The sequence below is a fragment of the Exiguobacterium sp. AT1b genome, from assembly GCF_000023045.1.
Lineage (GTDB): Bacteria > Bacillota > Bacilli > Exiguobacteriales > Exiguobacteriaceae > Exiguobacterium.
On the sequence record NC_012673.1, the window covers coordinates 758,989 to 776,890 of the forward strand.

General features: G+C 49.4%; 18 protein-coding genes and 1 riboswitch. Of the genes, 5 read left to right on the forward strand and 13 right to left on the reverse strand.

All coding sequences use genetic code 11. The features are described from left to right. Positions 1 to 12: 12 nt before the first annotated feature. From sufC to EAT1B_RS04045, 6 genes are all read right to left on the reverse strand, one after another. Positions 13 to 774 (reverse strand): Fe-S cluster assembly ATPase SufC, encoded by a 762-nt coding sequence (gene sufC, locus EAT1B_RS04020; protein ID WP_143180266.1) that lies wholly within the window; start codon positions 772 to 774, stop codon positions 13 to 15. 178 nt (positions 775 to 952) lie between these two features. Further along, a complete protein-coding gene (locus EAT1B_RS04025; protein WP_012726855.1) occupies positions 953 to 2,167 on the reverse strand; it encodes an MFS transporter in 1,215 nt (404 codons plus the stop codon). Between the two features lie 101 nt (positions 2,168 to 2,268). Next, positions 2,269 to 3,102 (reverse strand): MetQ/NlpA family ABC transporter substrate-binding protein, encoded by an 834-nt coding sequence (locus EAT1B_RS04030; RefSeq protein WP_012726856.1) that lies wholly within the window; start codon positions 3,100 to 3,102, stop codon positions 2,269 to 2,271. Between the two features lie 30 nt (positions 3,103 to 3,132). After that, the gene (locus EAT1B_RS04035; RefSeq protein WP_012726857.1) at positions 3,133 to 3,795 is read right to left on the reverse strand and encodes a methionine ABC transporter permease; all 663 of its coding nucleotides are present in this window, start codon (positions 3,793 to 3,795) and stop codon (positions 3,133 to 3,135) included. Then, entirely contained in the window at positions 3,785 to 4,813 is a 1,029-nt protein-coding gene (locus EAT1B_RS04040) for a methionine ABC transporter ATP-binding protein (protein ID WP_012726858.1), read from the reverse strand. Before EAT1B_RS04040 ends, EAT1B_RS04035 begins: the two co-directional genes overlap by 11 nt. Positions 4,814 to 4,890: 77 nt before the next feature. Continuing rightward, a riboswitch (SAM riboswitch) is annotated at positions 4,891 to 4,997 on the reverse strand. A 450-nt stretch (positions 4,998 to 5,447) separates the two neighbouring features. Then, the gene (locus EAT1B_RS04045; RefSeq protein ID WP_012726859.1) at positions 5,448 to 5,705 is read right to left on the reverse strand and encodes a thioredoxin family protein; all 258 of its coding nucleotides are present in this window, start codon (positions 5,703 to 5,705) and stop codon (positions 5,448 to 5,450) included. A 180-nt stretch (positions 5,706 to 5,885) separates the two neighbouring features. Here EAT1B_RS04045 and EAT1B_RS04050 point away from each other — a divergent pair, with 180 nt between their 5' ends. Further along, positions 5,886 to 6,941 (forward strand): PTS transporter subunit IIC, encoded by a 1,056-nt coding sequence (locus EAT1B_RS04050; RefSeq protein WP_041917918.1) that lies wholly within the window; start codon positions 5,886 to 5,888, stop codon positions 6,939 to 6,941. Positions 6,942 to 6,979: 38 nt separating this feature from the next. On the opposite strand, the gene gcvH is transcribed toward EAT1B_RS04050, so the two are convergent. From gcvH to EAT1B_RS04080, 6 genes are all read right to left on the reverse strand, one after another. Further along, entirely contained in the window at positions 6,980 to 7,363 is a 384-nt protein-coding gene (gene gcvH, locus EAT1B_RS04055; protein ID WP_012726861.1) for a glycine cleavage system protein GcvH, read from the reverse strand. Between the two features lie 48 nt (positions 7,364 to 7,411). Continuing rightward, a complete protein-coding gene (locus EAT1B_RS04060) occupies positions 7,412 to 7,765 on the reverse strand; it encodes an arsenate reductase family protein (RefSeq protein ID WP_012726862.1) in 354 nt (117 codons plus the stop codon). Positions 7,766 to 7,812: 47 nt separating this feature from the next. Continuing rightward, on the reverse strand, positions 7,813 to 8,544 hold the full coding sequence (locus tag EAT1B_RS04065) for a hypothetical protein (protein WP_012726863.1): 732 nt from the start codon (positions 8,542 to 8,544) through the stop codon (positions 7,813 to 7,815). A gap of 89 nt (positions 8,545 to 8,633) precedes the next feature. After that, positions 8,634 to 10,418, reverse strand: coding sequence for an acyl-CoA dehydrogenase family protein (locus EAT1B_RS04070; RefSeq protein ID WP_012726864.1), 1,785 nt, complete (start codon positions 10,416 to 10,418; stop codon positions 8,634 to 8,636). Between the two features lie 13 nt (positions 10,419 to 10,431). Continuing rightward, positions 10,432 to 11,604 (reverse strand): acetyl-CoA C-acetyltransferase, encoded by a 1,173-nt coding sequence (locus EAT1B_RS04075; protein ID WP_012726865.1) that lies wholly within the window; start codon positions 11,602 to 11,604, stop codon positions 10,432 to 10,434. Positions 11,605 to 11,622: 18 nt separating this feature from the next. Then, positions 11,623 to 14,034: a 3-hydroxyacyl-CoA dehydrogenase/enoyl-CoA hydratase family protein gene (locus tag EAT1B_RS04080; protein ID WP_012726866.1), complete on the reverse strand. Its 2,412-nt coding sequence runs from the start codon at positions 14,032 to 14,034 to the stop codon at positions 11,623 to 11,625. Positions 14,035 to 14,248: 214 nt separating this feature from the next. Here EAT1B_RS04080 and EAT1B_RS04085 point away from each other — a divergent pair, with 214 nt between their 5' ends. From EAT1B_RS04085 to EAT1B_RS04100, 4 genes are all read left to right on the forward strand, one after another. Further along, positions 14,249 to 15,151: an SDR family oxidoreductase gene (locus EAT1B_RS04085; protein ID WP_012726867.1), complete on the forward strand. Its 903-nt coding sequence runs from the start codon at positions 14,249 to 14,251 to the stop codon at positions 15,149 to 15,151. Positions 15,152 to 15,271: 120 nt separating this feature from the next. Next, positions 15,272 to 15,814, forward strand: coding sequence for a YcxB family protein (locus tag EAT1B_RS04090; protein WP_012726868.1), 543 nt, complete (start codon positions 15,272 to 15,274; stop codon positions 15,812 to 15,814). Between the two features lie 39 nt (positions 15,815 to 15,853). Then, positions 15,854 to 16,426, forward strand: a complete 573-nt coding sequence (locus EAT1B_RS04095; RefSeq protein ID WP_158303578.1) for a YcxB family protein — start codon at positions 15,854 to 15,856, stop codon at positions 16,424 to 16,426. Positions 16,427 to 16,448: 22 nt separating this feature from the next. After that, positions 16,449 to 16,862 carry a hypothetical protein gene (locus EAT1B_RS04100; RefSeq protein WP_012726870.1) on the forward strand — a complete coding sequence of 138 codons (414 nt, stop codon included), beginning with the start codon at positions 16,449 to 16,451 and terminating at the stop codon, positions 16,860 to 16,862. A gap of 87 nt (positions 16,863 to 16,949) precedes the next feature. Here EAT1B_RS04100 and EAT1B_RS04105 read toward each other — a convergent pair whose 3' ends face one another. Then, positions 16,950 to 17,867 carry a proline dehydrogenase family protein gene (locus EAT1B_RS04105; RefSeq protein WP_012726871.1) on the reverse strand — a complete coding sequence of 306 codons (918 nt, stop codon included), beginning with the start codon at positions 17,865 to 17,867 and terminating at the stop codon, positions 16,950 to 16,952. Positions 17,868 to 17,902 lie beyond the last annotated feature (35 nt).

Genomic DNA, 17,902 nt, shown 5'->3' on the forward strand with positions numbered 1-17,902 from the left:
CGTACAGCCTCCTTACGCTTCTGTGTCTACTGTCATTCCGAGTTCTTGCTTCACCCAGTCGTAACCTTCTGCCTCGAGTCGTTGTGCGAGCTCTTTACCACCAGACATGACGATTTTTCCGTCCATCATGATGTGTACGAAGTCTGGCTCGATATAGTTGAGGAGACGTTGATAGTGCGTGATGATCAAGCAGCCGAACTCTTCTGAACGCATTTCGTTTACGCCTTTGGCAACGACTTTAAGGGCATCGATATCAAGACCTGAGTCGATTTCATCCAAGATGGCGATGTTCGGTTGAATCATCATCATTTGAAGAATTTCGTTACGTTTCTTCTCGCCGCCTGAGAATCCTTCGTTTAAGTAACGGTGTGCCATTTCTGAAGGGATTTCGAGAAGTTCCATCTTCGCATCGAGTTCACGGATGAACTTCATGAGCGAGATTTCTTGACCTTCTTCACGACGTGAGTTGATTGCTGAACGCAAGAAGTCCGCGTTTGTGACACCACTGATTTCAGCCGGGTACTGCATCGCAAGGAACATCCCTGCTTGTGCGCGCTCGTCGACTTCCATCTCGAGGACATCTTCGCCGTTTAATTCGACGCTTCCCCCAGTGACCTCATAAAGTGGATGACCCATGAGTGCTGATGCGAGTGTTGATTTACCAGTCCCGTTCGGACCCATGATGGCATGAATTTCGCCACCTTTAATTTCTAGGTTAAGACCTTTGACAATCTCTTTTCCTTCGATTGAGACGCGGAGGTCATCAATTTTCATTTGTGGTACGTTAGACATTCGGATACCCCTTCCGTATTTTCTCGCCATAGTGAATGGCGTAGATTAGATATATTCTAATCTTAGACTAGTCATTTTTTTATTTCAAGCGACTCACCTTAGAATTCATTCTCAATAGAATGATAAAAGTTGAGAATGCTAATAGTAGGAAATCAAGACATTATCCGGCATTTTCTTCGACGAGTGCGAGGACTGCTTTCCGTTCCCGTACGGCAGCCGCGAAGAAGAAGGCACCACACCCCGTCAAGAGTGCCAAACTTCCGAATACAGGAAGAGACGACTGACCGAATGTATCGAGTAATACACCCCCGATAATCGGTCCGATTGTCTGTCCGAGTGACGTCAATCCCATCGCCCCGAAATAAGTGCCCCGTAAATGTTCCGGCGCGAGTTCATCCGTCAAGACGTCCGTCATCGTGAACATCAACACCTCACCGACGGTAAAGATGGCCATCGCGACAAATAGGACCCACTCTACCGTCGCAAATCCGATGAGCAAAAGTCCGAATGACAACGTCGAAATCCCGAAGAAGAGTGACTTGATCGGAGAGACACGAATCCCGAAACGCATGATCGGATATTGGACGATGAGAACCGTGATGGCGTTTGTCGTCAATAAGTAAGCGAACAATCTCGAACCGTCTTCTAATCCGTCGCGTAGCGCGATGAATTGCGGAAGCGTCGAATTGAACTGACTGTAACCGATAATCGCGAAAATCATCCCGATGATGACTGCACGGAATGTCCGGTCGTCTCGTAGGACACGAAACGTCTCCGTCAAGCGTGGGCGTGCCTTGACCCCATCCCCTTCTTCAAACGGATATTTGTAAAACAAGGTCGAGATAATGATTCCGTATAATACGTAGACAGCCGTCACAACGAAGAATGCAGTCTTCACACCAGTGAGTGACAAGACGACAGCCAAGAGTGGCCCGATGGCCGCGGCGATATTGATCATGAAGTAACGGACGTTATAGACGATGACCCGTTGGTCCGCCTGTGTCGTGTCACTGATGAGCGCACGCGAAGCCGGTTCTAGGAATGATCGTGACATCCCCATCAACATCGACAACATGTAAAACCAAAACAGTTCCGTCGCAAGTGCGAGACCAGCGAACGTGACGGCATTCAGCACGATCCCAATCAACATGAGTTGTTTTCGTCCATACCGATCAGAGAGTGTCCCCCCAAAGAAGCTCATGAACAGACCTGAAAGTGCCGTCACGGCAAAGATCGTTCCGATCACACTCGCCGAAAAGCCGAGCGTAGCCAGATAGATCGCAAAAAATGGCATGACAAAAAACGTCGCCAGTCGTGCAAAAAACGTCCCGAACAGGACGCCCCACGTCAGTGGATGAATCTGTCTGAGCTTCATCAAAATCCCCCCTTTTCTTTCATATATGTAGTGTACTTCTCTTTATGAAAGAACACTAGACAAAAAAAGACCCAGGAGGAAGACTCCTGAGTCGAGATGACTTATTGTTTGACCGGTACGACCGCACCTTTATATTCGTCTAAGATCCACTGTTGTGTCTCTTCAGACGTCAATACTTCGAGGAGTGCTTTGACGCGCTCATCTTCTTCGTCCCCTTCACGCGTGACGATCAAGTTGACGTATGGTGAATCTTCCCCTTCGAGTGCGATTGCATCTTCAAGTGGGTTGAGACCTGCGTCGATCGCATAGTTCGTGTTGATGAGGACCGCATCGCCTTCTCCGTTATTGTAAGCCGTCGGAAGAAGTGCTGCTTCCACGTCCGTCTTGAATTTCAAGTCTTTCGGGTTGTCGACGATGTCAGCGACCGTCGCATCGACCGTCTTGCCTTCAGCAAGCGTGATGAGACCTTCTGACTGGAGCATCGTAAGGATTCGTCCGTGGTCAGCGACCGATGAGCTCATGATGATTTCCGCACCTTCAGGAAGCTCGTCGAGCGATTTGTATTTTTGTGAGTAGACACCGATCGGCTCGATGTGGACGCCACCCGCTGATGCGAATTTGTAGTCTTTGTTTTCAGCCATTTGTGACTTGAGGTATGGTTCGTGTTGGAAGTAGTTCGCATCGAGCTCCCCGCTCGCGAGCGTCTTGTTCGGAAGCACGTAGTCTTGGAACTTCTTGATTTCGAGTTTGTAACCTTTTGCTTCATATTCTTCTTGTACGTGCTCTAAAATCTCAGCGTGCGGTACGTTTGACGCACCGACAATCAATGTTTTGTCATCGCCAGAACCTGTTTCTGCCTCTTCCCCGCCGCAAGCCGCGAGAACTGTGAATGCTGATAATGCCGTCAATCCGAGTACTGTTTTCCAAGTTTTCATAATGAATCCCTCCAAATAGTATATGTGTGATTATGCTGAACGTTTATCAATTTTCGTGACGAGTCGGTCACCGATGAATTGGATGACGAACACGATGATCAAGATGAGCACCGTCGCCACGAACGTGACGTCGTTTTGTGAGCGTTGGAATCCTTCCAAGAAGGCCAAGTTCCCAAGTCCGCCGCCACCGACGACTCCCGCCATTGCCGTATAACCGACGATGGCTACGATGGTCACTGTGAGTCCCGACACGATTGCCGGAAGAGCTTCCGGAATCAAGACTTTATAGATGATTTGCCATTTCGTCGCTCCCATCGATTCGGCCGCCTCGATGACCCCACGGTCGACTTCACGAAGCGCAAGTTCGACCATCCGAGCGTAGAACGGTGCCGCTCCGATGATGAGCGCCGGAAGCGCCGCCGTCGAACCGAGCATCGTCCCGAGTAGGAACAACGTGAACGGGATGAGTAAGATAATTAAGATGATGAACGGAATCGAACGGAACACGTTGACGATCGCGCTGACGAAAACGTAAATCGGACGATTCTTCAATAAAAGTGATTCGTTTGTAATGTAGAGAATCAAACCTAAAGCGAGTCCGATCACAAACGTCGCCACACCTGCGACGAGCGTCATATATAGCGTCTCCCAAGTCTGTTCCATCATAATTTGCCAATCTACGTTAGGAAACATCGCTTTCCACCTCCACTTCTACGGATTGCGAACGAATCGACGTGATGGCACGTTCGATTTCACTTGCTTCCCCAATCAGTTGGATGAATAGCGTACCGAGCGCACCGACTTGTGACTGGGTCACGTTCCCGCCGATGATGTTGAATCCGATATCATGCGTCTTGAGGACGTCAGACAAAATCGGTTGTTCTGCCGTCTCGTTCAAGAATTTCAATTTGACGATTTGACCGCTCGGATACCGTTCTTTGAGGTGTTCGAACGTGAGCGACAGATCGTCGACCGCCCCGATTTGCTTGACGAATTCTTTCGTAATCGGTTGCTCCGGATGTTGGAACACGTCCGAAACTTGACCCGTCTCGACGACTTTTCCGGCCTCCATCACGGCGACACGGTGACAAATCTTTTGGATGACGTGCATCTCATGCGTGATGAGGACAATCGTCAATCCGAGTTTCTTATTGATGCTGACGAGCAGTTCGAGAATCGAATCCGTCGTCTTCGGGTCGAGCGCGCTTGTCGCTTCGTCACAGAGGAGAACCTCAGGATTGGTAGCGAGCGCGCGGGCGATCCCGACTCGCTGTTTTTGACCGCCCGACAGTTGCGATGGATAGCTATCCTCACGACCAGCCAAACCTACGAGCTCGACGAGTTCCTGGACGCGTCGTTTCCGCTCACTTGCCGGAACCCCGATCAGTTCGAGTGGGAAACTGATGTTTTCTGCGACCGTGCGCGACCACAGAAGATTAAAGTGCTGGAAGACCATCGAGACGTTCTTGCGAACTCCCCGTAATTCTTTCGGGCTGAGCTTCGTGAGCTCACTCCCGGCGACCTCGATTTCACCGCTTGACGGAGACTCGAGACGGTTGAGTAATCGGATGAGCGTCGACTTCCCCGCTCCCGAATATCCGATTATTCCAAAAATTTCACCGCGATCAATCGTTAGTGACACATCATCGACCGCCTGGACACGACCATTCTTCGTATCGAACCATTTGGCGACGTTTCGTAATTGAATCAATACCTTTCCCTCCTGACAACAAAAAAAGCGCGCACGTTTGAGCAAACGTGCGCACTTTATCGTACGGACAACGATTGCTCTCATCTGTCAAGGTTTCTCACCTTGCTGGAATTAGCACCATTTCGGATTGCTCCGCGGTTGCTGGGCGTCATAGGGCCAGTCCCTCAGCCTCTCTTGATAAGAGTGTTGTGTATTCGATTAGCTTTATCATAGCGACAGCTTTTTCTGCTGTCAAATCCTTTTTTCAAAAAAATTAAAAAAAGGTGCCGTCCGAGGACGACACAGAACGTAGCACCTTGAGTCACGGAAGGACAGCCCATAGATGAAAATCTTTTGCCCGTTCAAGATTTACATCCTTATATGGGGGAGATTCACCAATCATCACTCGATCTTAGCTTGGACCGTGCGATTATACGGAACGTCTGTCTTCGCTTGATTTTTTTGGGGGACAATCGAAGGGAAGACTGACGTGTATTCGTATAAAGGTAGCAGCGGCTTCGCCAAAACGTCTTGATATCGGGAATATCGCGTCCTATTTTGTGTTCAAGTAAGATGTTGTAATGAATATACCATTCGTGAACTTTCTGTGTCAACTGATTATTTAAAATTTTCAGATTATTCTAATGTTCCTCTCTCACTTCACGAAAGAGAGGACATGTTGCACATTTTGAAACGCGTACAATCGATCTTGAACCTCGCCATTTTCAAGCTTCAACAAGGCGGGTACGCTCATCACTTGGTAAGCTTCTAGCTCTTTTGGGATATAGTTCGCATCTCGCTTTTCGATTTTAATTTTAGGGTCGACCGCTTCGACGACCGTCAACATTTTTTCCGCCACAGCGCATGTACCACACATCGGGGCGTATATATATAAGAATCCGTCTGTAATCATTCTTCTCACCTCTCTTGTCATTATAAGGGGCGATGGATTCCCATTCAAAAATCGTGCTTTGATGAAATTTCAGAATTTTTCAATGATTCTCTTGACTCTTTCTGGTGAGAGGAATAATATGGGTTCTAACTTTATCGCTTTTGTACATAACAGCAAAGAAGAAGGACAGGTGAATGAATGATGACGGAACAAACAACAGGTACGATGAAACAGTTCACGATGAACGTCTTAAACGGTCTCAGCATGGCGATTCTGATCGCCCTCATCCCGAGCGCACTACTCGGTGAATTAACGAAAGCCATACTTCCGTATTTTCCGTCTCTTCAATTCATATTGGATGCGACGACGATTGCGATGCGGCTTCTGCCAGCCATTATCGGGCTAGCGGTCGCCATGCAGTTCGGACGATCGATTCTCGAAGCCGGGACGATCGCGATTGCAACGTATGTCGGTAGCGGTGCCGTTCGAATCGACGAAGGTGCGTTCGTGATGGCGGGCATCGGGGATGTGATCACAGCCGGTGTGACCGCTGCAATCGCTACACTTCTTGTCATGAAGCTCGCTCCCCACTTGAAGACGTATACGGTCATTGTTATGCCGATGACCATCATTGTCGTCGCAGGAGGCATCGGTACTTTCCTACTGACGTACATCTCCCAGATCACGACGTATATCGGTCTACTCATCATGACCATGACTGACCTGCAACCGGTCCTCATGGGGATCCTGATCGCCATGGCGTTCTCGCTCATCATCGTTTCGCCGATCTCGACCGTCGGGATTGCGACGGCCATCAGCCTGTCCGGTGTCGCGGCGGGTGCGGCGAACCTCGGTGTCGTTGCAGCCGGATTCGGTCTCGCGATCGCCGGATGGCAGGCGAACGCGACCGGCACATCGATTGCCCATTTCCTCGGTTCTCCGAAGATTCAGATGGCGAACTTTGTCCGACGCCCCATCATGATGCTTCCCATTTTGGCAAATGCGGCGATTCTCGGTGCGCTCGCAGGAATCCTAAAAATTGAGGGAACGCCAATCAGCGCCGGGTTCGGGGTGTCAGGACTCATCGGTCCGGTGAACGCCCTTCATCTCATGCCGGGTGGATTCGCTCTCTTCAACGTCCTGCTCGTCATCGTCTTGTTCGGCCTGATTCCCGTCGCACTCGGAATCTTCTTCTATCGCGTGTTTGAACGGGCGACTCTCGTCAAATCCGATCATTACCGACTCGATTTCGAGTAAAAAAAAGCCGGCTTCTCCATTGGAGAGGCCGGTTTTGATTATCCTTGAATCATCGCTTCGTATTCTTCTGCAGACATGAGCTTGTCGAGGTCTGACTCTTCCGTCAACTCGACTTCGATCATCCATGCGTTTTCAAACGGTGACTCGTTGACGAGTTCTGGAGAATCCGCGAGGTCCTCGTTCACTGCTGTGATGCGACCTGATACTGGCGCATACAACTCAGAGACCGTCTTCACTGATTCGACTGAACCGAATGGCTCGTCGAGCAAAATCGTACCATCGACTTCTGGGAGTTCGACAAACACGATATCCCCTAGTTCGCTTTGTGCGAAATCCGTGATGCCGATGCGGGCTTTCGTTCCGTTTACTTCTACCCACTCATGTTCTTTTGAATAACGTAAATTTGCTGGTACTTTGCTCATCCTAACTTCCCCCTCAAATAAATTAGACTCACATCTGTATTATAGCACTTAGCCCCAAACGTCCGTAAAGGACTTTTCTGAAAATCCGACGGTCGTTTTTTCACCATTTGTGACGATTGGTCGCTTCAAAAGCATACCATTGCTCGCTAATAGCTCAAGTTGTTCGTCTTCTGATAGATTTGGCAGCTTGTCTTTGATGCCTTCGTTCCGATAGACTTGCCCGCTCGTATTGAAGAACTTCTTGAGTGGTAGACCTGATCGTTTCCACAGTTCGGCAAGTTCCTCTTTCGTCGGCGTCGATTCGACGATATGGATATATGTATACTCGATGCCTTGTTCCTTCAACCATTTTTCTGCCTTTTTACATGTACTGCATGGTGGATAGCCGTATAGTGTCACCATCTGTTCATCACCTCTATTCTCAATGTAGCATATTCCGAGAAATCAATTCACCTCTCAAGCAACCGTTCAATCTCTCGCTTCAAAGTCGGGTTCACTTCGTGCCTCGCTTCGATCAACCGTAAGATCGCCGCTGCCGCCTCGATTGACCTGCCGTATCCTTTTACCCCATCTGACAAGAAGGGAATCATCTCCGGCTGTCTCGACTCGACCCGGCGTGTCGGATTGAACGGATCTCCTTGTCCGCCGAGCGCCTTCAAGACGTTTTGAACGGCCGCGACTTGGACGAGTTCGAATCCGGCGAGCATCTCGCCCCGACGTTCCCGAAGTAAGCCGACATATAGGTTCGTCAACGCCTCTTCATAATAATAACCCGCTGATTCACGTGTGATTTCGAGGCGTGGTGTCGCAAATACTTCGAGCGCCTCGTCCCGTCGCCAGACGACACGTCCTGGCGTATAGGCGATGGTCGCCAGTTCATGCAGTTCAAAGACGGCGAACTCACCATAAATGCCATCCTGGTACATGATCTTATGCCCGTCCTTCGTGTTTTGGAACTGATAGTGAAGCGGTTCGACCTCGAGCCAGTCGAGTCGGTCGATAAAGCGCGCCTTCTGCCCATCCTCGACAATCAAAAAGAAATCGAGGTCCGAATACTCATCCAACCGCTCCGTCTCTTGTCCAATCGAACCCAATGCGAGCAGCATGAGCGTCCCGTCCTTTTCGGCAACGGACCGTCCAATGCGTTCCATCCGGTCGAGTAATACATCTCGTTTTTTCATCTTCTCTCCCCCTCGTCTCTATTGTACGTGGCAGAGCTCAAAAAAAGAAAGGGTCGACCGCGTCCGGTCCACCCTTTCTGTCCATATGATTAGACGATAAACTTGTTCACTTTGATGAGGCTCGCTGCGACTTCGCGCTTCGTGCCGATCACATTGATTGGCTGGTAGCGGCTGAACTTCTTCATTGCCGAGAGAAGCATACGTTGCTCGTCACCAGACGCCGCTGCGTACAACACTTCTTTCGCCATGAGTTCGACTTGCTTGAACACTTGCTCCGCAAAGATTTCTGTGTAGCGGACTTTGAGCGTGTTCTTCTCTTCGCCTGAACGGGCAATCGCTTTGTCTGTACGAGCGATGGCTGCTTCAAGCGCATAGATGGCACTGATCATGTCTGCAATCTTCGCCAAGATTTCTTGTTCGTTTTGAAGGTCTTGTTGATACTTCTGAACAGCTGTACCTGCGACCATCAAGTTGATTTTCTTCATGTTCGAAAGGAGCATCTTCTCGCGAGCGAGTGGTGAGCCATCCAATTCTTGTGGCATGTAGCTCATGAGCTCTTTTTGAAGTTTTTGCGCTTCTGCGAGGAGCGGCAATTCACCTTTCATCGCTTTCTTGAGGAGCGTACCTGGGACGATCAAACGGTTGATCTCGTTCGTTCCTTCGAAGATACGGTTGATTCGTGAGTCACGGTAGAGGTTCTCGACTTCATATTCGGCCATGAATCCGTATCCACCGTGAATCTGGACCGCTTCGTCGACGACATAGTCGAATGTTTCAGAAGCGAAGACTTTGTTGAGTGAGCATTCGATCGCGTATTCTGCGATTGCTTGTGCGACTTTCGATCCGTCGCGCATGTTCTCATCACCGAGTGCGTCCAAGCTGTCCTGGAACAAACCACCTGTACGATAGACTGAACTTTCCATCGCATAGATGTTCGCTGCCATCGTCGCCAATTTCTCTTGGATGAGTGGGAATTGGCTGATTGGTGTCTTGAATTGTTTGCGCTCGTTCGCGTATTGAACCGAGAGGTCGAATGCACGTTTTGAAGAACCGACTGCTCCGACTGCGAGTTTGTAACGACCGACGTTCAAGATGTTGAATGCGATGACGTGACCTTTTCCAACTTCACCGAGAAGGTTGTCGACAGGTACTTCGACGTCTTCAAGGATGAGCGTACGTGTCGACGAGCCCTTGATTCCCATCTTCTGCTCTTCTGCGCCTGTTGAGACTCCTTTGAAGTCACGCTCGACGATGAAGGCACTGAACTTGTCGCCATCGATTTTCGCGTAGACGACGAACACGTTCGCAAAGCCAGCGTTTGTGATCCATTGTTTCTCACCGTTCAAGACGTAGTGCGTGCCCGCCTCGTTCAAGACAGCTGTCGTTTTCGCACCGAGGGCGTCAGACCCTGAGCCTGGCTCCGTGAGGGCGTAAGCCGCGATCCATTCACCTGTCGCGAGTTTTGGCAAGTACTTGTGTTTTTGCTCTTCTGATCCGAAGAAGACGATTGGAAGCGTCCCGATCCCGACGTGCGCGCCGTAGCTGAGTGCGAACGAACGTGCTTTCGCGAAGCGCTCCGTGATGATCGAAGATGAGATTTTATCGAGTTGGTAACCGCCGTACTCTTCTGGAACGTCTGCTCCGAGAAGACCGAGCTCGCCCGCTTCTTTCAACAATTCGACAGAGAGGTCGAACTCGTGTTTCTCGATGCGCTCGAGGACTGGCATGACGCGGTCATCGACGAATCCTGCCGTCGTGTCTCCAATCATCTTATGCTCATCTGAGAAATCCTCTGGTGTGAAGAGACGCTCTGCGTCGAGTGCGTCAATGACAAAGCTACCGCCTTTAATCAATTCATGTTCTGTACGTTCCATATCCGATTCCCCCTTAAAGTAATTCGAAGACACCAGCCGCGCCCATTCCGCCGCCGATACACATCGTGACAACCCCATACTTCTCATTGCGTCGTTTCATCTCATGCAAGATCGAGACTGAAAGTTTTGCTCCAGTACATCCGAGTGGGTGACCGAGGGCGATGGCGCCGCCGTTCACGTTCACTTTCGATGGATCGATGCCGAGTTCACGGATGACACCGAGTGACTGACTCGCGAACGCTTCGTTCAACTCGAACAATCCGACTTCTTCTAACTTCACGCCAGCCATCTCGAGTGCTTTCGGAATGGCGACGACTGGTCCGATTCCCATCACTTCCGGACGGACACCGCCGACCGCGAACGAGAGGAACTTGGCCATCGGTTGCAATCCTTGGCGTTCTGCTTCTTCACGGTCCATGACGAGAACTGCTGCTGCTCCGTCGGATACTTGTGAAGCGTTACCCGCCGTGACCGACCCTTTGATTTTGAAAGCCGGGCGAAGTTTACCGAGCGCTTCGATTGTCGAATCGGCACGGACACCTTCGTCATGCTTGACGACTTTCTCCACTTCCGCGACTTTCCCGTCTTCACCGAGTACGTGCTCGATGACCGTCACAGGAACGATTTCTTCCTGGAACTTGCCACCTGCGATGGCTGCCGCCGCCTTTTGGTGACTGTTGATGGCAAATGCATCTTGGTCTTCGCGCGAGATGTTGTATTCAGCTGCGACACGTTCTGCCGTATGTCCCATGCTCATGTAGTACTCTGGTGCCGTCTCCATGATGTGTGGGTTTGGACGGATGACGTGACCACCCATCGGCACTTGGCTCATCGACTCCATACCGCCGGCGATGATTGCCGTCGCTTGACCGATCATGATTTTCGCCGCCGCATCCGCGATGGCTTGAAGACCTGACGAGCAGTAGCGGTTGATGGTGATCGCTGGAACTTCGTGCGACAGTCCCCCCCGGACCGCCGCATAGCGTGCGATGTTCATCCCTTGCTCCGCTTCTGGCATCGCACAACCCATGATGACGTCATCAATCGGGCCTTTATATCCTGAACGCTCAAGCGTCGCCTTGATGGCATATCCCGCGAGCTCGTCCGAACGTACGTTACGGAACGAACCGCGTTTTGCTTTTCCGACCGGCGTCCGTGCGCCGGCTACGATGACTGCTTCCCTCATCTGTTTTGTCCCCCTTTATCAGTTGCGTAGTGGTTTGCCTTTCACGAGCATATGTTGCATCCGTTGTTGTGACTTCGGCTCCCCGATGAGGCTCAAGAAGGCTTCACGCTCGATGTCGAGGAAGTACTGTTCGTCGACGAGCGTACCGTATGCCAAATCGCCACCACTGATGACGTGTGCGAGTTTCTTCGCAATCTTCAAATCGTGCTCTGAAATATAACCACCGTAGAACATTTCGTACGCCGCGAGTTCGAGCGTCGCTTTCCCTGTTTGACCGACGACCGGTAACTTTTCACGAACCGGTGCCGTGTACCCGTCAGCCAGTTCAAGGACCGTCTGTTTCGCATCGAACGTCAAGTGGTCACGGTTCATCGAGATGCCATCGACCGCACGGTGGTAACCGAGTGTCTTCGCATCAAATGCCGACTTCGATACTTTCGCCATCGCGATGTTCTCGAATGTCTGTTGCGCAGCCTTCTCGATGTTTTGCATCGTTTTTGGTGTCTGCTCAAGGAGACGACGATACATGTTGACGTTTCCGCCCCCACCAGGGATGAGGCCGACACCGACTTCGACGAGACCCATGTATGTCTCAAGCGCGGCTTGCATACGGGCTGCCGGTAAGCTGATTTCCGTTCCACCACCGAGCGTCATGCCGTATGGTGCGGCAACGACCGGGCGACTTGAATAACGAATCTTTTGAACGACTTGTTGGAACTTGTTGATGATCCAATCGAGTTCGAACCAGTTCTCGTCTTCGGCTTCCATGAGCATCATCGCAAGGTTGGCACCGACACAGAAGTTCTTGCCATCGTTGGCGAGGACCATTCCTTTGAAGTCTTGCTCGACGCGGTCGATCGACTGTTCGATCATCTGCATGATATCGACACCGATCGCGTTGTTTGGTGATGTGAATTCGAGTGCGACGACGTCATCGCCGATATCGACAAGGCGTGCGCCACCATTTTCTAAAATGATGCCGTTTGATTTTGCGAGCGGCTTGAGTTTCAATTCTTTCGGGTTGACGGTCTTCTCGACATACGTCTTCGACGCTTTATCGTAATACTGGTCTCCCTTATAGAATGACGTGTTGCCTGCAGCAAGCATCTCATCGATCCATGCCGGGACGTCATAGCCTTCCGCTTTCATACGCTCGACTGATTTCTCCACACCGAGGGCATCCCACATCTCGAACGGTCCAAACTTCCAACCGAAGCCCCACTTCATCGCATCGTCAATCGCAACGATCGTATCGGCAATCTCACCAGTGAGACGTGCCGAGTAAGCGAGCGTCTTCGCCGTGATTGGCCAGAGCAATTGTCCGACGCGACCTTTGTTCAAGATGGCACCTTTCAATTTCGCTTTTGAGCCTGGAAGTGACTTGATTTGATCGAGCTCAGGACCTGTAATCGCTTTCAATTGTTCGTATTCGAACGTCTGAAGGTTCAACTCCTGGATGACCTTGCCTTCTTTCTTATAGAAGCCTTGACCGGCCTTTTGTCCGATCCAGCCTTTTTCGACGAGTTGCTTCATTTCTGAAGGGACGTCGAACGTGTCCTTCTCTGCCCCAGCTTCGAGCGTCTCGTAGACGTTACCCGCCACGTGGACGAACGTATCGATTCCGACGACATCGAGTGTGCGGAATGTCGCCGATTTCGGACGACCGATGAGTGGACCTGTGATCGAGTCCATCTCTCCGATTGAAGCGTTTTGTTTGAGCATCTCTTCAAACGTGACGAGAAGACCATACGTCCCGATGCGGTTCCCGATGAAGTTCGGTGTGTCTTTTGCTTCGACGACACCTTTTCCAAGACGGTCTTCCGCGAAACGTGACATGAAGTCGATGACCGGACGGGCTGTCTTCTCCGTCGGGATGAGTTCGAGCAACTTCAAGTAACGTGGTGGGTTGAAGAAGTGTGTGCCGAGGAATCGTGATTTCAATCCTTCCGGAAGGGCACTTGCCATCGCTTCGATGGAGATCCCTGATGTGTTCGAGCTGAGAATCGCATCTTCACGGATGTAAGGTGCAATCTTCTCGAAGAGTTGTTGCTTCACATCAAGACGTTCGACGACGACTTCGATGACCCAATCCGCTTCTTTCAAACGCTCTAAGTCATCTTCTAAGTTTCCGACTTCGATGAAGTTAAGATGATCGGCTGTCGCGAGTGGTGCTGGATTTTGTTTCAATAGTTTTTGACGGTTTTCTGAGGCGATGCGATTGCGTACTTCTGGTGACTCGAGCGTCAACCCTTTCGCTTCCTCTTTAGCTGTCAATTCACGTGGTACGATGTCGAGCATGAGCGAACGAATCCCCGCGTTCGCCAAGTGAGCCGCAATCCCCGCCCCCATTACTCCTGAACCGATGACGACCGCAAAACGAATTGAGTTCGTCAAACGGAGGTCGGTTGATTGTTCGATGTGACTCGTCATAGTGTTCCCCCCTAAAATGAGAATGAATAGTGATTCATTTCACGCGTAAAAAAAATCGCAATCACCATCGTGTTTACTCTTCTATCATAAATGAATGAACATTCATTCGCAAGCGTTCATTTTTCAATTTCATTCCATTTTTTGAATGAGCGATTAGTTTTCAATGGGTGTGGTATAGACAAAAAGAGTCAAATTCAGAAAGGGGAATGTATACATGCGCGATAATCGTCTGAACACCGTAGGCAGTCGAAAAGATTTTGAGGCATTCAAAAAGAAGGCACAAGAACAGGCACACCAACCGGGAATCGATTCGAAGATGGAGCCCTTCCCCATTTATGAACGGGAAGATTACAAAGGTAGTGACAAGTTAAAAGATAAGGTCGCCATCATCACCGGTGGGGATTCCGGAATCGGAAAGTCGGTCGCCATCTTTTTCGCCCACGAAGGTGCGAACTCCGTCATCGTCTATAAGGACCAAAACGAACTCGAGGACGCGGAAGCGACGAAAGAACGGATTGAGGACTTAGGTCAAGCCTGTCTATTACTTCAAGGCGACCTCGGAGAATCTTCTTTCTGTCAACGAGTCGTCGAAGAGACGCTCGAGACGTTCGGCCGGATCGACATCCTCGTCAACAACGCCGCCGAGCAGCATCCACAGGAATCGCTCCTCGATATATCAGATGAACAACTCGAGAAGACGTTCCGCACGAATATCTTCAGCATGTTCTACTTAACGAAAGCAGCGCTCCCCTACTTAAAAGAAGGAGCGAGCATCATCAATACGACCTCAATCACGGCCTATGAAGGAAACGACCAATTGATTGACTATGCGTCGACGAAAGGTGCCATCACGGCATTCACCCGCTCGCTCGCCAAAAACTTGGCGGACAAGAAGATTCGCGTCAACGGGGTCGCCCCGGGACCGATTTGGACGCCGCTTATCCCGTCAACGTTTGACGCGGAGAAAGTGAAATCGTTCGGTGACTCTTCCGAGATGAAACGACCGGGGCAACCGGCCGAACTTGCACCGGCCTATGTCTATCTCGCAAGCGATGATTCGACGTATGTCAGTGGTCAAGTCATTCACGTAAATGGTGGAACCGTGATTAATGGATAATTGGTGAGACTCAGCGATTGCTGGGTCTTTTTTTGTTAGTTCCTTTTGTTTCCCTTCTCCATCTTTTCTATGTTTCAATAAGGAAGAGATTACCACTTTCTATAGAATGGAGGAAACGTATTGACCACTCACTATCACTTAACGGAACACGATTTTTTCGCTCTTCAAAAAAGTTCCTTTCACCAATTACCATTTCATAAAAAAAGACGAATTGCCTTTACAGTTGTATTAGAAATACTCGCCATTTTTTATGGGATTTTATTATTGGTCAATGTATTTCCTCAACAGAATGCGTTATATCCACTTGTCGGAGGTTTGATTATCGGGGTGTTGCTTTTGCCATTCATCACGAAACTCTATCAAAAAATCGTTCTCCGACAAAATCGACTCATTTTAAAAACGGATACGAAGTGGCCAAGAAAAATCACCTTACGCTTGAGTGAAAGCGGTATTGAATTTCATTCAACCCACCGTAATGTCACCAAACATATACACGTGGCATGGGAAGCGATTCAAAAAATGAGTGAAGATGAAACAAACCGCTATTTATATTTCCAAACAAATGAAGTGTTTATCATCCCAAAGCGGAATCATGGAATCAGTGAAATCGACCAAACTGAAATTAATCGATGGTTACAAGACCGTCTAACTATTAAAAAGTAATCAAATCAATATGCTGATTGACAAAGAAGTTTGAAAGGAGTGGACGAATTGACGTTCACGTATCAAATGACAGTAGAAGATGCCGTATCTTTTGAAAGAGAATTGATCCATCACACTGAAGAACATAAAAGAAGACGCAAAGTATGGATGAAATATATGCGCGCCATTCTGATTGCCATCGGGTATTTAGGGACACTCTTTTTCCCTTATCGACCTGAGTCGACCGCATTACATATATTGATTGCCGTCATCGTCGGATTCTTGTTCGCGCTTTTGCTGACACCACTTTTAAATGATCTGTACGAGCCCTATATATTACGACTGAATCGTCGTTTCTTGCAAAAGAGTCAGACATGGCCAAAAGAGACCACTCTTCAATTATATGAGACTCACGTCGAAGTTCATTCTGTTACTGCAAACATTCATCGAACGACTCAAGTTCCTTGGGAATCCATCAAAAGAGTGAACGAAGACGAAACCTATCGCTTCTTGTATTATGAAGAAGACGAGGCGATCATCATCCCAAAAGCAAAACAGGGAATAAGTCAAGCTGAGCAGCGTGAAATCGATCGGATACTCGAAGACCATTTGTCTAGCTCACCAAATGGATGACTTCGCTTAAGGAGGACAACTTATGACAACTCAGCATAATGATGATGAGTATGACGAAGATATTTTAGAGTTCGACCCGCATTTTGACCATGATGCCAAGATGGAAATCAATTTGAATGAATCAGGCGTCAACTTCGTCGGCAACGCTGAAGGCTATCTCGCCCTTGCGCGAATGTTTACATTTTTAGCGCAAACACATATGTCTATTCGAATGGAAGAAAATCCTCCGCCTGACGTAAATACTTCCTACGGATATGGTCCGTACCATATGACTGATTTCATCCGAGAAGATTTCATTCAAAATAAACAGTATATATTCAATCCAGGTGCTCTGCATGATGTGCATCCAGAAGAACATCAGGAACTTTTCTTTTGGCTGTCCGATCAAATCGGTCCAGATTTTTGGGTAAGTGAGGACGAGAACAACAAATCGTAGCACCTCCTCAATTTAGAAGATCGAACGCATCAACGTTTTCCATACATCAAAAAGCACGAACATCCTCGACGGACGTTCGTGCTCATTTTATTTCTTCACCATTCCCTTTAACACGAACGCCACGTTCGCCGGGCGCTCTGCGAGACGGCGCATGAAGTAGCCGTACCAGTCACGTCCGTATGGCACGTAGACGCGGACTTTGTATCCTTGGCGCACGAGCTCGAGTTGACGCTCGACGCGAATGCCGTATAACATCTGGAACTCGAACTGGTCGAGCGGGATGTTGTTCTCTTTGACGTGCTCGATGATGGCGTCAATCATATGGTCATCGTGTGTCGCGATGGATGCGTAGTTCCCGTTCGCAAGATGGAGTTTGACGAGCTTCACGTAGTTATGGTCCACGTCCTCTTTTTCAGGGAACGCGACCGTCGCCGGCTCTTTATATGCCCCTTTGACGATGCGAAGGTTCGGCTTGAGCGGCGCAAGATGATTGATGTCATCTTCCGAGCGGTACAAGTACGACTGGATGACCGTTCCGAGACCGTCAAATTCAGACTTCAGCTTTTTGAACAATTCGAGCGTCTTCTCACAGCGCTGCTCATCTTCCATATCGATGGCCACAAAGACCCCGACTCGTTGTGCGACCGTCAAAATTTGACGCATGTTGTCTTCAATCAACTCGTCCGAGATATCGAATCCGAGTGACGTCAGCTTGAGTGACATATAGGCGTCTAATTGCTCTTCTGCCATAATTTCAATCGCACGCATGATCTCGTCGCGATTCGTATTCGCCTCTTCGACCGTCTTAATAAATTCCCCGAGATGATCGACCGTGACCGACAACCCTTTCGCGTTCAATTCGCGAATCGTCGGGACAGAAGCCTTAAAGTCTTCCCCCGCTACAAAGCGTGATGCACCAAATCGTAGGCCATATTTCTTTGCCAAACTGTTGAGTGTTTTGTTTTGTGACATGTAGATAAATCCATCGCGCAACACTTTTTCCATCTGATTTTCCCCCTTACTTTTACACCCATCTATCT

Excerpts from the sequence above, each read along its gene's own strand:
- sufC (WP_143180266.1), bottom strand. The coding sequence starts at position 774 with ATGAAAATTGATGACCTCCGCGTCTCAATCGAAGGAAAAGAGATTGTC.
- EAT1B_RS04025 (WP_012726855.1), bottom strand. The coding sequence starts at position 2,167 with ATGAAGCTCAGACAGATTCATCCACTGACGTGGGGCGTCCTGTTCGGG.
- EAT1B_RS04030 (WP_012726856.1), bottom strand. The coding sequence starts at position 3,102 with ATGAAAACTTGGAAAACAGTACTCGGATTGACGGCATTATCAGCATTC.
- EAT1B_RS04035 (WP_012726857.1), bottom strand. The coding sequence starts at position 3,795 with ATGTTTCCTAACGTAGATTGGCAAATTATGATGGAACAGACTTGGGAG.
- EAT1B_RS04045 (WP_012726859.1), bottom strand. The coding sequence starts at position 5,705 with ATGATTACAGACGGATTCTTATATATATACGCCCCGATGTGTGGTACA.
- EAT1B_RS04050 (WP_041917918.1), top strand. The coding sequence starts at position 5,886 with ATGACGGAACAAACAACAGGTACGATGAAACAGTTCACGATGAACGTC.
- gcvH (WP_012726861.1), bottom strand. The coding sequence starts at position 7,363 with ATGAGCAAAGTACCAGCAAATTTACGTTATTCAAAAGAACATGAGTGG.
- EAT1B_RS04060 (WP_012726862.1), bottom strand. The coding sequence starts at position 7,765 with ATGGTGACACTATACGGCTATCCACCATGCAGTACATGTAAAAAGGCA.
- EAT1B_RS04065 (WP_012726863.1), bottom strand. The coding sequence starts at position 8,544 with ATGAAAAAACGAGATGTATTACTCGACCGGATGGAACGCATTGGACGG.
- EAT1B_RS04070 (WP_012726864.1), bottom strand. The coding sequence starts at position 10,418 with ATGGAACGTACAGAACATGAATTGATTAAAGGCGGTAGCTTTGTCATT.
- EAT1B_RS04075 (WP_012726865.1), bottom strand. The coding sequence starts at position 11,604 with ATGAGGGAAGCAGTCATCGTAGCCGGCGCACGGACGCCGGTCGGAAAA.
- EAT1B_RS04080 (WP_012726866.1), bottom strand. The coding sequence starts at position 14,034 with ATGACGAGTCACATCGAACAATCAACCGACCTCCGTTTGACGAACTCA.
- EAT1B_RS04085 (WP_012726867.1), top strand. The coding sequence starts at position 14,249 with ATGCGCGATAATCGTCTGAACACCGTAGGCAGTCGAAAAGATTTTGAG.
- EAT1B_RS04100 (WP_012726870.1), top strand. The coding sequence starts at position 16,449 with ATGACAACTCAGCATAATGATGATGAGTATGACGAAGATATTTTAGAG.
- EAT1B_RS04105 (WP_012726871.1), bottom strand. The coding sequence starts at position 17,867 with ATGGAAAAAGTGTTGCGCGATGGATTTATCTACATGTCACAAAACAAA.